This window comes from Gilliamella sp. B3367, from assembly GCF_026536825.1.
In the GTDB taxonomy this organism is placed as follows: domain Bacteria; phylum Pseudomonadota; class Gammaproteobacteria; order Enterobacterales; family Orbaceae; genus Gilliamella; species Gilliamella apicola_E.
Genome location: NZ_JAFNNJ010000002.1, coordinates 469,630 through 485,088 on the forward strand (window position 1 = coordinate 469,630; position 15,459 = coordinate 485,088).

Genomic DNA, 15,459 nt, shown 5'->3' on the forward strand with positions numbered 1-15,459 from the left:
TTTATTAAAACATTTATTTCTATAATTTGGAGGTTAACACATGTTAACACAAGCTATTCTTGTCGCCATTTGGGCGGGAATTTGTTCACTCGATGATGTCGGGCCACAAATGTTACGTCGGCCTTTATTAACCGGTACTGTAGCAGGCATCATCATGGGTGATATGGTTCAAGGATTAGCCATTGGTGCAACACTTGAACTTATGTGGATGGGCGTTGGAAATGTTGGAGCTTACTCAGCGCCAGATATTGTTGCTGGTGCAATTATTGGCGTTTCATTAGGTATTTCAACTGGCGGTGGCGTTGCCACTGGAGTTGCATTAGCCCTACCCGTTTCAATACTTTGCCAACAATTACTTATTCTATGGCGATCATTTGCTTGTTTCCTAAATCCATGGGCAGAAAAAAGCATACAAAATGGAGATTATAAAGGACTAGTTAAAGTACATTATTTTTCAACACCTATATGGTTTTTAATTAGAGCTGTTCCATGCTTTTTAGCAATTTATTTTGGCAGTGATCTGATTAAAACAATTTTAGACGCTATTCCAAAGAATATAATTGATGGTATGGGTGTCGCTTCAAAATTAATCCCAGCAGTAGGTATTTGTATTCTATTGTTGATGTTATTAAAAGGCTCAATGTGGTTCTTCTTTTTACTCGGATTTGTTTTAACTAGTTACCTAAAACTACCAATCATACCTGTTACCTTCGTTGCACTTGCCTTTGCTGTCTTATATGACATGGCATTCACCGCGGGCAAAAACAATAATCAAAGTAATCAAGAAAAACCTATGCAAAATGACAGTATTGAAGAGGAATATGACCTATGAACAATGAAAAGAAAATTACTAAAAAAGATCTTAATAGTGTCTTTTGGAAAATACAAACAATCCCTTTTTCATTCAACTATGAAAAATTACAAACGATTGGATTTGCTCACTGTATGATTCCAATTCTAGACCGTCTTTATAAGGACGCCGATAAAGAAACTCGCGTTAGAGCAATGCAACGCCATTTTGAGTTTTTCAATACGCAAGTTAATGCCGGAGCATTAGTTCTTGGCGTTACAGCTGCTGTCGAAGAGAAAACAACGGAAGAAGAAAAAGATGCGGTCATTTCGTTAAAAGCTGGATTAATGGGCCCGTTTGCAGGTTTGGGTGATAGTCTACTGAAATTTACTTGGATGCCGATATGTGGAAGTATTGGCGCAGCTTTTGCGTTACAAGGTAATATCATTGGACCCATATTAATGTTTTTCATCTATAATTTAGTCAACATTTTTACAAAATATTTCTTTGTTCATTATGGATATAACAAAGGAATTGATCTTATAGAGCAATCTAAAAATTCAAATATTATTCAGCGAATTAGTAACGTTGCTAATGTCGTTGGCGTAATGGTGCTAGGATCGTTAATAGCCTCAACAGTAAAAGTATCAACACCTTATTTAATTGAAGTTGGTGAGCAATCAATAAAAGTTCAAGAAATGTTTGATAAGGTAATGCCAAATTTATTAACGCTTCTTTTTACCTTAGCTGTATTTTTCTTAGTTAGGAAATTTCAAGGTAAATATACAGTATCGCTCATTATTGCTGTAATGGTAATTGGAGTCGTTCTTTCATCAGTCGGCATATTACACTAGGTAGGAAGAAAGTTATGTTAGAAAAAAATAATGAAATATCAGTAATTAGGAATAAGCAAGGAAAATTAGAAGTTACTTTTAATAGTGATAAGCCTGCAGATTTATATTGGACAACCGAAGCTGATGTAAATACTAATAATAAAACGCTAATTGGAAAAGCATTAAAATCCCCAGTAATATTTGATGATCCATTAAATGCTAAAAGCCGAATCTATCTCATATTACAAATAAATGACCAAAAACCATTTTTATTTGGAGAACGAACATTACCAATCAATGGACTAAATAATTTCCGTGATTTTGGTGGTTATGTCGGTGCAAAAGGAAAACGTATAAAATGGGGAATGTTGTATCGTTCTAATCATCTTCACGGCCTAAAACCTGATGCACAACAATATATAAAAGCATTGAATATAAAAACAATCATTGATTATCGTTGTGAAAATGAGGTTAAAACAAGCCCGAATTGTTCAATTGGTGAAAGACAAACTTTTAATTTGGATGCCTCTGCTCAAACAGCAGAATTAGCTGCACAATTTGCAGCTGATCCAAGCAATGAAGATCGGGCATTAATTGAAAGTGTTCTTCGTGATATTCCAAAGGAGTTGGTTAATGGTGACGGTATACAAGTACTTGAGCAATATCGTAACTTTGTACTAAGTGAAAAATCTAAAAAAGCCTATCGAGAAATGTTAAGAGTAATTTTAGATTCAAATAACAGCCCTAGCCTTCAACACTGTCGCGGCGGTAAAGATCGGACGGGTTATGGTGTATTGTTAATTCAAGTTATGTTAGGCGTATCTGAATCAGATATTATATATGATTATATGCTAACACATGATAATCGATTGGAACGCAATAAAATAAAAATGGCTGCTTATCGAGAGATCACTGATAATGAAGACGTTTTGGGTTATCTACTAAGTTTAATTGATACCCGAGAAATCTTTATTAATGAGGTTTTCGATACTATGAGAAAAATTGCAGGCTCACCTAGCAATTACATTAAGCAAGAACTTGGTTTTACCGATGAAGATTTCGAAAAAATGGCATCTATTTATCTCGAAGATTAATCATTCTGTTAATAATTTAAAAGCGTAATTGTAAAATTACGCTTTTTTTAATTAAAATCACTAGTTGAAATAAATTGTAGAAATATGAAGCAGAAATATTTTGTTTTAAAGTATTTAATTGAGATAAAGAATATAGCCCATCATTAATAATGCCATGTTATGTTTATCATGCTAAATGACAAAAACTAATATTGTTAGAAGACATTTAACCCAAATAAACTTATTTAAAATTTTGTAATATCGTTAACCAATCATCACTTAATTTTGCATGAATAGTGATAGGGGTAGATGTAATGGGATGAATCATTTTAACAGTACTAGCATGTAACATCAGGCGCTTAATATCAAAATATTGACTAAAAGCTCGATTTTGATGAAGATCACCATGTTTACTATCACCTATGATAGGGTGAAAAATATGTTTAAGATGACGGCGTAATTGGTGCTTTCTTCCTGTTTGTGGTTTTAATTCAACAAAGCTATATCTAGCTGTTTTATATTTACCCACTTCAATAGGCAACTCTATTTTACTCAAACCTTTATAAAAAGTTATAGCATCTTGGGCCGGCTTATCTTTACGAGTAAACTTATCAGCGATTTTATCCAACTCTTCAACTAAGGGATAATCAATGATTGCTTCATCATCAACATAACCACGTACAATAGCATGATAAACTTTTTCAATTTGCTTGGATGCAAATTGTTCAGACAACAATCTTGCAATCTCACTAGATAAAGCAAAAATTAATACACCTGATGTTGGTCGATCAAGACGATGGATGGGATAAACATGCTGTCCGATTTGATCGCGCAACGTTTGCATGACAACGACAGTTTCATTTTTATCAAGCCAGCTTCGGTGTACTAACCACCCTTCTGGCTTGTTGATTGCGATTAAATCATTATCTTGATAAAGAATTTCAAAAACCATCTTAAAATTAATATTTCTAATTTAAAAATATTTTTTCAAGTTCAGCGGCAATACTTGGGCTGTTATTATCGCCAATTGAATAATTGGCTTTTTCTTTGACTTCTTTATCCGCATTACCCATTGCTATGCCTAATCCTGCTATGGATAACATACTGATATCATTGTAACTATCACCAAAAGCTACAATTTCACTTAATTTGATATTTTCATGTTCAGCCCAATGCTTTAATCCGTTTCCTTTAGTATTCCCTTTTACCGCCACATCAGCACGATTTGACCATGACCATTCACAAGAAAACTCACCAAGCGCATCAACCGCATTTGAAAATTGTTTTAATGCTGAAATATCATGACTACTAGTCGCAAATTTGAAAATCAAATTTGCTTGATCAATCAGTTTCTCGAAGTCATCAACTTTTTTAACTTCTGGTTGTAGAAATTCAGGTAAAGACTTCACCCATTGAAAGAAACCTTCTAAATGATCATCAAGAACTTCATAATTCATAAACTGATCAGTATAAATCATAGTATGAATGCCATATTGGTTAACTAAATTTAACAATGTCTTTGCTTGTTGTTTAGTCATTGGTTTTGCAGCAAAGTTTTGCTGCTTTTCGAAATCGTATAAATAGGTTCCATTACAGCAAATCGCAGGTGTAGATAATTTTAGTTGGTAGTAATAAGGGTGAATCACGGTATGATGACGACCTGATACCAAAATAACTTTAATTCCTTTATCACTAATTCTTTGTATCATATCTACTGTTTCAGGAAGGATTAAACGATTACTACCAAGTAACGTACCGTCCATATCAAATGCGACTGCTTTATATTTCATAAGATTTCTCTTCCTCTTTCTTCTTAATACCCATTAATAGCTAATAATCTGATTGTTGGTAAATTATCAAAAGCTAAAAATCTATCTTTTGTCGCCCAACAAAGGAATGTGACAATGTCGTACCATCAACCATTTCAAGCTCTCCACCCACTGGTACACCGTGCGCAATGCGAGTCGCAACGATATTAAATTCATTACACATCTGGGCGATATAATTGGCGGTAGCATCACCTTCAACCGTGGGATTGGTAGCTAAAATAACTTCACTAATTGATTCTGAACTTAACCTACTTTTTAAAAGGTCGAGACCAATATCATTCGGGCCAATACCATCAAGTGGTGACAGATGCCCCAGTAAAACGAAATAACGACCACTATACTGCCCTGTTTGTTCAATAGCAAAAATATCTGCAGGCGATTCAACCACACAGAGTTGATCGCTACTTTGCCGACGGACATTCGCGCAAATATTGCAGATCTCTTGTTCAGTAAAGGTACGACATTGTTTGCAATGACCAATATTATTCATTGCCTCATTTAACTCTTGAGCCAAATGGAGACCTGCTTGGCGATTACGTTGTAATAGATGATAAGCCATTCGTTGTGCTGATTTTGGACCAACCCCAGGTAAGCAGCGAAGTGCGCTAATAAGTGATTCTAATAACGGACTGATTTGCATGAATTAACCACATAATTAAAAGATGAATAATAATACCTTGTTTGAATTGTCTGTAAAACAAAAAATATTCTATTACTATAATTTAAAAATAATTAATCTTTCATATATCACTAATAACGATTAGTGACTGAAAATTAAGCTTAGTTGTGTTTTAGATTATTTTTTACTGCGACGATAAAAGCTTTTGGGCTCTTCGCCTTTTAATAGGCGCATTATGTTGCTACTATGGCGAATAATGATTAAGCATGAAAGCATTGTAACAGGTAATGTCAATTCTGGTTTAAATAACCAAACATATAAAGGTGCAAAAAGAAAACCGACTATTGCCGCGACAGAAGAATAACCCGTTGTAATTAATGTAAAAAACCAAGTCAACAAAAAGCAACCTGTAAAATCAAGTCCAATCGGCGCCATCATTCCTAACGCAGTTGCAACACCTTTTCCACCACGAAAATGAAAAAAGCATGGAAAAATGTGTCCAAGACAAGCCGAAATACCAATAATACCTAAAAAGAAAGGTGATATTCCTAGTCGATAAGCAATATAGACCGGAATAGCACCTTTTAACATATCAAAGATTAATACAAAAACAGCAGGTAATCGCCCATTAATCCTTAATACATTTGTCGCACCGGGGTTATGAGAACCATATAAAGAAGGGTTATGTAACTTCATCAAATGGCAAATTATCATAGCACCTGAAAGTGAACCACAGAGATAAGCAATAATGATCATTAGTATAATCTGTAATGACAAAACCCTTCTCCTATGGTTAACTTTATTTATATAACAATACTTACTACTTTTGCTTTTCCAGTAATGGTTTTAAGTATTTACCAGTATAAGATTTTTTCGATTTAGCAACGTCTTCTGGTGTTCCTTCGGCGATGATTTCTCCACCGCCACTACCTCCTTCTGGACCTAAATCGACAATCCAATCGGCAGTTTTGACAACATCTAAATTATGTTCGATAACTACAATAGTATTGCCTTTATCTCTCAATGAGTGTAGTTGAGCAAGCAATTGTTTTACATCCGCAAAATGTAAGCCCGTAGTTGGTTCATCTAGGATATAAAGTGTGCTACCAGTATCTCGCTTAGATAACTCTTTTGCAAGTTTTACTCGTTGCGCTTCACCTCCAGATAATGTTGTTGCTGATTGACCAATGGTAATATAAGCAAGACCAACATCAATTAAAGTCTGTAATTTGCGTGAAATCATCGGTACCGCGTCAAAAAATTCTCGACCTTCTTCAACAGTCATGTTGAGGATTTCATTAATCGACTTACCTTTGTATTTGATTTCTAATGTTTCTCGATTATATCGTGCGCCATGACACTGATCACAAGGTACATAGATATCAGGTAAAAAATGCATTTCAACTTTAATTAAACCATCACCTTGGCAAGCTTCACAACGTCCACCTTTAACATTAAAGCTAAAACGTCCAGGATTATAGCCTCTTGCCCTGGCTTCTGGTACCCCTGCATAAAGCTCACGAATTGATGTAAAAAAGCCAGTATAAGTTGCTGGATTAGATCGTGGTGTCCGTCCAATCGGGCTCTGATCTATCGCAATAACTTTATCAAAAAAGTTTAATCCTTTAATTGATTTGAATGGTGCAATTTCGGTTTTTTCAGCGCCATTTAATTCGTTTTGAGCTAATGGATATAAGGTGTCATTAATTAATGTTGATTTACCTGATCCAGAGACGCCAGTAATACAAGTAAATAGCCCTACAGGAATGTTTAATGTGACATCCTTAAGATTATTTCCTGTCGCGCCAATCAATGATAACATCTTTTTCTTATCAACTTTATGACGTTTAGCTGGGATCTCAATTTTCTCTTTTCCAGAAAGATATTTACCTGTCAAAGAGTTCTTATTTGCCATAATCTGTTTTGGCGTACCTTGAGCAACAACTTCACCACCATGGACACCAGCGCCTGGTCCAATATCAATCACATAATCAGCGGCCATTATCGCTTCTTCATCATGTTCAACAACAATGACGGTATTACCTAAATCGCGTAAGTGAGTTAATGTATCAATCAAGCGACTATTATCACGCTGGTGCAAACCAATTGATGGTTCATCGAGAACATACATAACACCAACAAGCCCCGCACCAATCTGACTAGCAAGTCGAATTCGTTGTGCTTCCCCACCGGATAAGGTTTCAGCCGAACGTGACAGGGTTAAATAATTCAAACCAACATTAATTAAAAATTGCAGACGATCATTAATTTCTTTTAAAATCTTTTCGGCTATCTGCGCTCGTTGTCCAGTTAAATTAAGCTTATCAAAAAAATCTTTGGCTTGTTGTGTGCTTAAATCACTAATTGTTGGTAAATTAGTATCATTAATAAACACATGACGCGCAGTTCTACATAATCGTGAACCGCCACAACACGGGCAAGGACGATTACTGATATATTTAGCTAACTCTTCACGTATAGTTTGTGAATCAGTTTCTTTATAACGACGACTAAGGTTATTGATGATCCCTTCAAAAGGGTGATTACGTTTAACGACATCACCACGATCATTGGTATAAACGAACTGTATTTCTTCATCACCAGAACCATTTAATAGAATATCTTTTACTTTGTCAGATAATTTTTCATATGGCTTATCGATATCAAATTTATAATGGTTTGCTAGCGATTTTAACATTTGAAAATAGTAGAAATTACGTCTATCCCATCCTTTGATCGCTCCGGCAGCTAAAGAAACTTCAGGCATCTGAACAATACGCTTTGGATCAAAATATTGTTGTACACCTAAACCGTCACATTCCGGACATGCACCAGCAGGATTATTGAATGAGAATAATCGCGGCTCAAGTTCTGGAATGCTATAACCACATATAGGACAAGCAAAATTGGCAGAAAATAGATGCTCTTCTGCTTTCGGATCATCTAAATTCGCGACTTTGACAATACCATTAGTTATGGAAAGCACTGTTTCGATTGATTCGGCTAAACGTAATTTCAAATCATCCCGAATTCGGAAACGGTCAACAACGACTTCAATTGTGTGTTTTTTCTGAAGCTCAAGTATTGGTGGATCTGAAAGGTCATAAACATCACCATCAACTCGAACTCGAATATAACCACTTGCTGCAAGTTGTTCAAATAATTTAACGAACTCACCTTTACGCTCAGTAACAACCGGCGCAAGCAACATATAGCGGTTTTCAGATGGCAGAGCCATAATACTATCAACCATTTGCGACACAGTTTGCGCAGCTAAGGGTAAATTATGATTTGGACAGCGTGGCTCACCGATTCGAGCAAATAAAAGTCGCAAATAGTCATAAATCTCAGTGATTGTTCCCACTGTTGAGCGAGGATTATGCGATGTTGATTTTTGCTCAATCGAAATGGCAGGAGATAATCCTTCAATATGATCGACGTCAGGCTTTTCCATTAGTGATAAAAATTGACGAGCATAAGCTGATAATGACTCAACATATCGCCTTTGGCCTTCAGCATATAAGGTATCAAATGCTAATGATGATTTACCAGAGCCGGAAAGACCGGTGATAACAACCAATTTATCTCTTGGTATAACTACATTTATATTTTTTAAATTGTGTGTTCTTGCACCACGAATATCGATATCTTTAATTGACATAGATCTCTTCTTATGTGTGTTTTTAGATAAATAAAATTAACTGTATATTATACCAGTATCAAGTGATTAAATATACAACTATATAGCTCAATAGGGTCTATTAGTAGAAATTCAATAATATAAGCCAAAATTGTCAATTAAATAGCACAAATTAAGCATTTTTACCCCTCAAAAACCCCGTTCCTCAACTTTTTTTCAAAATAGATTAGAACTAAAAGTTATATTTCTATAACTCTAAATTATTGGTTTCTTGAATTTAATCATCTTACAATAAATCATTGATACACTTTTTTGATATAAGGAATAATTTTGAATAACGACGTTTTACAAGCATTAAATTTATTAAAATCGAAAAAATGGATAGATTTGACTCATGCATTTGATCACAATTCGCCCCATTTTTTTATGTTTAAACCGGCTGAAATAAAAACACTATTTGACCACAGTGATGGCTTTTTAGCGCAAAACTTTAGTTTTGCTGGTCAATATGGTACTCATTTAGATGCGCCAATTCATTTTGTTCCTAATACTCGATATTTGCATGAACTTGAATTACAGGAATTAGTATTACCTCTAATCGTAATTGACCAATCTATACGTGCAAAGCAAGATCCCAATTTTTCTTTTTCTAAAGATGACGTTTTAGCTTTTGAAAAGCAACATGGGCTAATTGAAGCGGGTAGTTTTGTTGCACTGAGAACAGACTGGAGTAAGAAATGGCCATCACAATCTGCAATGGAAAATAAAGATGAGGATGGAAACAATCAAATCCCAGGCTGGGGACTTGATGCATTAAAATTTTTATTTGAAGAGCGAAAGATTAAAGCTATTGGCCACGAAACTTTTGATACCGATTCAGCGAAAGCATTTCGAGAAAATAATGCGCTAAAAGGCGAATACTATGTTTTAGAGCAAGATACTTATCAAGTAGAATTAATGACAAATTTAGATCAATTGCCAACCAAAGGCGCGGTTATCTTTAACATTGTAGCCAAACCAAATAACGCTTCGGGTTTTCCAGTACGCTCTTTTGCAATACTACCGTAATCTATTTTGCCTAAAACCGATAAAATTTTTAGAGCCAAACTATTCTGATATAAAAAACGGTCATTACTGACCGTTTTATTTACTAACCTTCAATTAGTTTTGGCGTAGCATCCAAAGGAATAATAGCACCTCGATACTGAATCACTGTACCGGCAACAAGGTGACCTTGGCTTGCTGATTGTGATGGATTTTTGCCACTTAAACGTGCAGCTAAATAACCCGCACTAAATGAATCCCCAGCTGCCGTGGTATCAATAACATCTTCTTTAGCGATTTTATTTGCTGGAACGTCAAAACGCCCTTCCACAGAATCAATAATACAACTATCGCTACCACGTTTAATGACCACTTCAGAAACACCAAACTTTTTAGTTCGTTCAATTACTTGTTCGTACGGTAACTTGCCCCATAATAAGTCTTCATCATCTAAAGTTAAAAACGCAATATCAGTAAATGATAAAATATCAGAATAGACACTTCGAGCTAAATCCAAGCTACTCCATAAACGTGGTCTAAAGTTATTATCAAAAATCACTTTACCACCATTGGCTTTAACTTGTTTTAATAGATCTAATAATTTGATAATACTTTCCGCATCTAAAATTGCAATACTGATACCACTTAGATAGACATAATCGTATTTAGCAATTTGCTCAGCAATTTTTGCTGTTTCAGCTGTTTTTAACCAAAATTTAGCAGCTGCATCATTACGCCAATAATAGAAAGAACGCTCACCCTGTTCATCAGTCACAATAGAATAAAGTCCTGGCATTTTATCAGACATTCTTTGTACCAAATCAGTTGAAATATGCTCTTTTTGCCAGCTATCAAGCATCTCTTGACTGAAAGGATCTGTTCCTAAACCAGTCACATAATGAATCGAAAAATCTTTATTTTTTAATAAACGAGATAAATAAACCGACGTGTTAAGAGTATCTCCCCCAAAGCTACGGGTTGTTGAATCTTGTTTTATTGAAAGTTCAATCATACATTCGCCAATAACAGCGATTTTTGTTGTCATAGTGCTACCTAAAATCCTTACTTCTATTTATAAATAATCTAATGCGATTTTTACCACAACTTTACGAACCGTTGCAATCTTATTATCGACAGCACAAAGCGGTTTATGTACTTCATTAGGTAAAAATACAATAAAATCGTCTTTCTGTAATACTAACATAGTTTCTTCGTTAGGTGTTTTGATAAAAGCGATATCATTTTCTGCTATTTTATCTTCTAATACTTGTGTATGAGGAGGTAGAGTGGAAACAGCCATTCCTTCTTGACCATCTAAAACAATCTGCACATCAATATACTTTTTATGGTACTCAGGGTTTGCTTCATGAATATATCTTAATGAATTGTCAGAAACCATAAAAAACATATTATCGCTGTCAATATCATAACGACCAGCTGGTGTATTGCTATTAACGTTGTCTTTTACATATTCAATTGATTGTTTAATCTTGGTAGGCAAATAAGGAATTAAATCCAAATGATTAACATTACCTAAAATCATACTTAACGGTCCTTAATTTCTCAAATGAGGTAATAACTTAAATTAGCTTTATCCGCTTTTATCAATAGCGAAGAAACCTATATAAAAAGAAGTATATACTTAAGTTAGTCATTTTTGTAGATCATTTAGCAATAAGTTTTCAAAGGTTTTTATGTTGTAATTGACATGCTATACTTCAAAAAAATCATAAAAAACTGAAAAAATGAAAACATTTGTAATAAATTTAGAAAGACAACCCCAGAAAAAACAATATATACAACAAGAGTGTCAAAGATTAAAGCTTGATTTTGAAATTTATAATGCAGTCGATGGAAGTAAACTGACAGAATCATTTATTAAAAATAATGTTCTTGATTATCCAAATAATTTTTTAACTAAAGGTGAGATTGGCTGTGCACTTAGCCATTTTAATATCTATAAAAAAATTGTTGATGAAAATCTACCTTATGCTTTGATTATTGAAGATGACTCAGTCATAGCTAACAATCTTCCTGATTTTTTAAACAGTTTTCAAACTAAAAATACCAAAAAAGGCATTTTTTTATTAACCGCCGACTTCCATTATCTGATTAATAAAAAATACCTATTAGATAATTTCGAAATTGTTGAAGTTACTCGCGCCGTGAGAGCCAACGGTTATATCATTACTAATGACGCAGCAAAAAAACTAATAAAATTCTTATTTCCTATTCGTTATGAAGCGGATATGTTCAAAGTTTTTAAATTATGTGCCAATATTAAATTGTATGCTACTTTACCGGCGTTAATAACAAGTAATGATGTATGTTCACTAAACTCATCAATCCATAATGAGCGAATACACCAAATCAAACAACGTTCAGAGTACAGAAAAAAATTATTTAAAAAAGACAAAAAGCAAAGACGGATCGCACTATGGTTTTGGAAGCACTTTATCAATCGTTTTGAAAAAACCAAATATTATATCGATTAAAGTAAGCATCACTTTTCTGTTATTTTTGATTTATATAAGATTCATGAAAAGATATTTTTCTTAATTAATACAATTAAGGTATTTATTTTTATTAATCGAATACGCTCAACCAATGAATACCAAGTTTTTAAGTTTATATCATAAGCCTTAAAACAATTATTATGAAATACCAATGATATAAAAAAGCCTTGATAAACAAGGCTTAAGATAAAAAGATTATATGGTATTGTTTGCAATTATTCCCACTCAATAGTGGCGGGCGGTTTTCCACTTATATCATATACAACTCGTGATATTCCATTGACTTCGTTGATAATACGATTTGATACTCGCCCTAAGAATTCGTAAGGTAAATGTGCCCAGTGAGCGGTCATGAAGTCGATAGTTTCAACAGCACGTAATGAAACAACCCAATCATATTTACGTCCGTCTCCCATTACTCCAACTGAACGTACTGGTAAGAATACGGTAAATGCTTGGCTGACTTTGTGGTATAGATCAGCTTTATAAAGTTCTTCGATAAAAATAGCATCGGCTTGTCGTAGTAAATCGCAATACTCTTTTTTCACTTCTCCAAGAACACGCACCCCTAAACCTGGACCTGGGAATGGATGACGGTAAAGCATATCGTAAGGTAAACCGAGTTCTAAACCAACTTTACGTACTTCATCTTTGAATAATTCTCTTAATGGTTCTACTAGCCCCATTTTCATATCTTCAGGTAAACCACCAACATTATGATGTGATTTAATCACGTGGGCTTTACCTGTATCAGCAGCAGCAGATTCAATGACATCTGGATAGATAGTACCTTGAGCAAGCCATTTGACATCTTTTAATTTTGCCGCCTCTTCATCAAAAACAGCGACAAATTCACGACCAATAATTTTACGTTTAGCTTCAGGATCTGCCTCTCCCTTCAGAGCAGCCATAAAGCGATCTTCGGCATTAATTGCGATAATATTTAACCCAAATTTATCACCAAACATATCCATGACTTGCTTTGCTTCATTTAAACGTAATAAGCCATGATCAACAAATACGCAAGTTAACTGGTCACCAATGGCTTGATGTAATAATAATGCAGTAACCGAAGAATCAACACCACCTGATAAACCTAGTAATACTTTATCTTTACCGACTTTTTCTTTTATACGAGCAATTGCATCAGTAATAATAGAAGACGGTGTCCATAGCTTTTCACACTGACAAATATCAATAACAAAACGCGTTAATAACTCTAATCCTTTAACCGTATGCGTGACCTCTGGATGAAACTGTACGCCATAAAACTGTTTTTCATCGTTGGCCATAATGGCGAATGGACAAGTTTCTGTTTGCCCAATTAAGGTAAATGTGTCAGGTAATGAAGTAACTTTATCACCATGACTCATCCATACATCAAGTTGCTCTATACCAGCATCATTGGTGCTATCTAAAATACCGTCTGTTAATTTTGATTTTGCAACAATATCAACTTTAGCATAACCAAACTCTCGTTGATTAGAAGCTGTAACTTGTCCACCCTTACCTACTTGAATTGCCATAGTTTGCATACCATAGCAGATACCTAACACGGGCACGCCAGCGTTGAACACATATTCTGGTGCTCGAGGGCTATTTTGGTCAGTAGTACTTTCAGGACCACCAGATAGAATGATACCTTTAGGGTTAAATTGTTTGATTTTTTCTTCCGAAACATCCCATGGCCAAAGTTCACAATAAACACCAATTTCACGAACTCGTCGAGCAATTAATTGGGTAACTTGCGAACCAAAATCAAGAATTAAAATACGTTGCTGGTGGATGTCATTTTTCATCAAATTTATTCCTAAACTATGGACTAATACAAAATCAAGGCGCTATTGTATCATTTACCGATTAAATTGAACGGATTAAATGAAAAACAATTGTAAATATTTTACATTAATATATTTTAAATCTGTTAAACATTTAATCTTGTTAATTTTATTAGATAATTAATTATATTAAAGAATCAAATACCTGACTATATAATACTTATTTATTCATTACGTTAATTGAGGAATTTTGAATAATCCCACAATTTTAATCTATGCAAAAAATTTTCTTTACCTATTTAATAAGTATACTTATAATAAGCTTACTTACTAAATATAGGAAAAAAATAATGAACACAATTTCAATCTCTTTCGTATTACCAACAAAGGCAAAACCATCTAAAATTTGGCAATACTATACCGATCTTAATTTAAGAAAATTATGGGAAACTGATCTTGAAGATTTTCGTATTTTTGGTGACTTGAAAACAGGCACTAAAGGTATTTTTAAATTACAAAATATACCAGAAATGGAAGTGACTTTATCAAAAATCATTGATGAGCAAGAATTTACTGAACAATTTGATATGCCTGAAATAGGTTTATTATTTTTCTCGCATCAAATTGTTGAAATTTCAGAAAATCAATATGCTTTGAAATCAGAGATTTCATTAAAACCAGATACAAAAATGGACACTAAAGCATCCTATGATTTTATAAAACAGATTTCTGATGATATTATTGATAAAACTTACAAATTAAATGGCTTAGTTGAAGGATAAATTATGGCAAAGGGCGATAAGTTTTTGACACAATTTCAAAATGATTCTCAATCCATTGGTTTTATTTTTATGAAAACTTATTCGTCCTGGCATACAAATATCAAAAGTTGTTTGAAAAAACAGTCTATCACTCATCCTCAATTTATCGTACTTGCAACACTTGCTTATTTATCACAATACAACGATGAAATAACACAAGTCACTTTATCCAATCGAACAAATATCGATGTGATGACAATCTCACAAATTTTAGAGAATTTAGAGAAAAAAGATTATATTGAGCGCCACTGTTCAAGCAAAGATAGTCGAGCAAAATCCATTCAACTGACACAAAAAGGGTTTGATAAAGCAAATGAAACTGTACCTTTAGTTGAACAAATAGATACAGAATTTTTTTCAACATTAAAGGATGATAAAAAACTATTTATGTCAATGTTATTAACACTATTAGAAAGTCAAGGTGAGTAAAGTAATTATCCTCTATTATATTTATTCAAGTTTAAAACATTAAATGGCTTTAATTCATCTAAAAATCAATTTGTTAAGTATTAATAA

15 protein-coding genes are annotated in these 15,459 nt (G+C 33.9%); 7 read left to right on the top strand and 8 right to left on the bottom strand.

The genetic code is table 11. The features are described 5' to 3' along the window. The first annotated feature begins 40 nt into the window (after window positions 1–40). The 3 genes from J3U23_RS05200 to J3U23_RS05210 are packed head-to-tail and all read left to right on the top strand — an operon-like array spanning window position 41 to window position 2,717. On the top strand, window positions 41–832 hold the full coding sequence (locus J3U23_RS05200) for a PTS mannose/fructose/sorbose/N-acetylgalactosamine transporter subunit IIC (RefSeq protein WP_065734045.1): 792 nt from the start codon (window positions 41–43) through the stop codon (window positions 830–832). Further along, window positions 829–1,644, top strand: coding sequence for a PTS system mannose/fructose/sorbose family transporter subunit IID (locus J3U23_RS05205; protein ID WP_065563530.1), 816 nt, complete (start codon window positions 829–831; stop codon window positions 1,642–1,644). Before J3U23_RS05200 ends, J3U23_RS05205 begins: the two co-directional genes overlap by 4 nt. A gap of 14 nt (window positions 1,645–1,658) precedes the next feature. After that, window positions 1,659–2,717 carry a tyrosine-protein phosphatase gene (locus J3U23_RS05210; protein WP_267338688.1) on the top strand — a complete coding sequence of 353 codons (1,059 nt, stop codon included), beginning with the start codon at window positions 1,659–1,661 and terminating at the stop codon, window positions 2,715–2,717. Window positions 2,718–2,937: 220 nt separating this feature from the next. Here the strand turns inward: J3U23_RS05210 and truC are convergent, their stop codons facing one another. The 5 genes from truC to uvrA all read right to left on the bottom strand — a co-directional run bounded on the left by truC (window position 2,938) and on the right by uvrA (window position 8,799). Beyond that, window positions 2,938–3,648 carry a tRNA pseudouridine(65) synthase TruC gene (truC, locus tag J3U23_RS05215; RefSeq protein WP_220225989.1) on the bottom strand — a complete coding sequence of 237 codons (711 nt, stop codon included), beginning with the start codon at window positions 3,646–3,648 and terminating at the stop codon, window positions 2,938–2,940. A gap of 16 nt (window positions 3,649–3,664) precedes the next feature. Then, window positions 3,665–4,486, bottom strand: coding sequence for a pyridoxal phosphatase (locus J3U23_RS05220; protein WP_065563533.1), 822 nt, complete (start codon window positions 4,484–4,486; stop codon window positions 3,665–3,667). Between the two features lie 73 nt (window positions 4,487–4,559). Further along, window positions 4,560–5,165, bottom strand: coding sequence for a recombination mediator RecR (gene recR / locus J3U23_RS05225; RefSeq protein WP_267337605.1), 606 nt, complete (start codon window positions 5,163–5,165; stop codon window positions 4,560–4,562). A gap of 156 nt (window positions 5,166–5,321) precedes the next feature. Continuing rightward, window positions 5,322–5,921, bottom strand: coding sequence for a glycerol-3-phosphate 1-O-acyltransferase PlsY (gene plsY, locus J3U23_RS05230; RefSeq protein WP_141673967.1), 600 nt, complete (start codon window positions 5,919–5,921; stop codon window positions 5,322–5,324). 43 nt (window positions 5,922–5,964) lie between these two features. Further along, window positions 5,965–8,799, bottom strand: a complete 2,835-nt coding sequence (gene uvrA / locus J3U23_RS05235; protein ID WP_416380075.1) for an excinuclease ABC subunit UvrA — start codon at window positions 8,797–8,799, stop codon at window positions 5,965–5,967. Window positions 8,800–9,114: 315 nt separating this feature from the next. Between uvrA and J3U23_RS05240 the strand changes: the two genes are divergently transcribed. Next, window positions 9,115–9,852: a cyclase family protein gene (locus tag J3U23_RS05240; protein ID WP_267337607.1), complete on the top strand. Its 738-nt coding sequence runs from the start codon at window positions 9,115–9,117 to the stop codon at window positions 9,850–9,852. Window positions 9,853–9,934: 82 nt separating this feature from the next. On the opposite strand, the gene J3U23_RS05245 is transcribed toward J3U23_RS05240, so the two are convergent. Continuing rightward, complete coding sequence (locus tag J3U23_RS05245) at window positions 9,935–10,873, bottom strand: sugar kinase (protein WP_065563538.1); 939 nt, start codon at window positions 10,871–10,873, stop codon at window positions 9,935–9,937. A gap of 27 nt (window positions 10,874–10,900) precedes the next feature. Next, complete coding sequence (locus J3U23_RS05250; protein ID WP_065734038.1) at window positions 10,901–11,371, bottom strand: YhcH/YjgK/YiaL family protein; 471 nt, start codon at window positions 11,369–11,371, stop codon at window positions 10,901–10,903. A 202-nt stretch (window positions 11,372–11,573) separates the two neighbouring features. Between J3U23_RS05250 and J3U23_RS05255 the strand changes: the two genes are divergently transcribed. Beyond that, entirely contained in the window at window positions 11,574–12,323 is a 750-nt protein-coding gene (locus J3U23_RS05255) for a glycosyltransferase family 25 protein (RefSeq protein WP_267338690.1), read from the top strand. Window positions 12,324–12,559: 236 nt separating this feature from the next. Here the strand turns inward: J3U23_RS05255 and guaA are convergent, their stop codons facing one another. Continuing rightward, window positions 12,560–14,143 carry a glutamine-hydrolyzing GMP synthase gene (gene guaA, locus J3U23_RS05260; RefSeq protein ID WP_065563541.1) on the bottom strand — a complete coding sequence of 528 codons (1,584 nt, stop codon included), beginning with the start codon at window positions 14,141–14,143 and terminating at the stop codon, window positions 12,560–12,562. A gap of 329 nt (window positions 14,144–14,472) precedes the next feature. Here guaA and J3U23_RS05265 point away from each other — a divergent pair, with 329 nt between their 5' ends. Both J3U23_RS05265 and J3U23_RS05270 read left to right on the top strand, forming a co-directional pair. Further along, window positions 14,473–14,904 carry a hypothetical protein gene (locus J3U23_RS05265; protein ID WP_065563054.1) on the top strand — a complete coding sequence of 144 codons (432 nt, stop codon included), beginning with the start codon at window positions 14,473–14,475 and terminating at the stop codon, window positions 14,902–14,904. A gap of 3 nt (window positions 14,905–14,907) precedes the next feature. Next, window positions 14,908–15,372 (top strand): MarR family winged helix-turn-helix transcriptional regulator, encoded by a 465-nt coding sequence (locus J3U23_RS05270; RefSeq protein ID WP_267330750.1) that lies wholly within the window; start codon window positions 14,908–14,910, stop codon window positions 15,370–15,372. The last annotated feature ends 87 nt before the right edge of the window (window positions 15,373–15,459 follow it).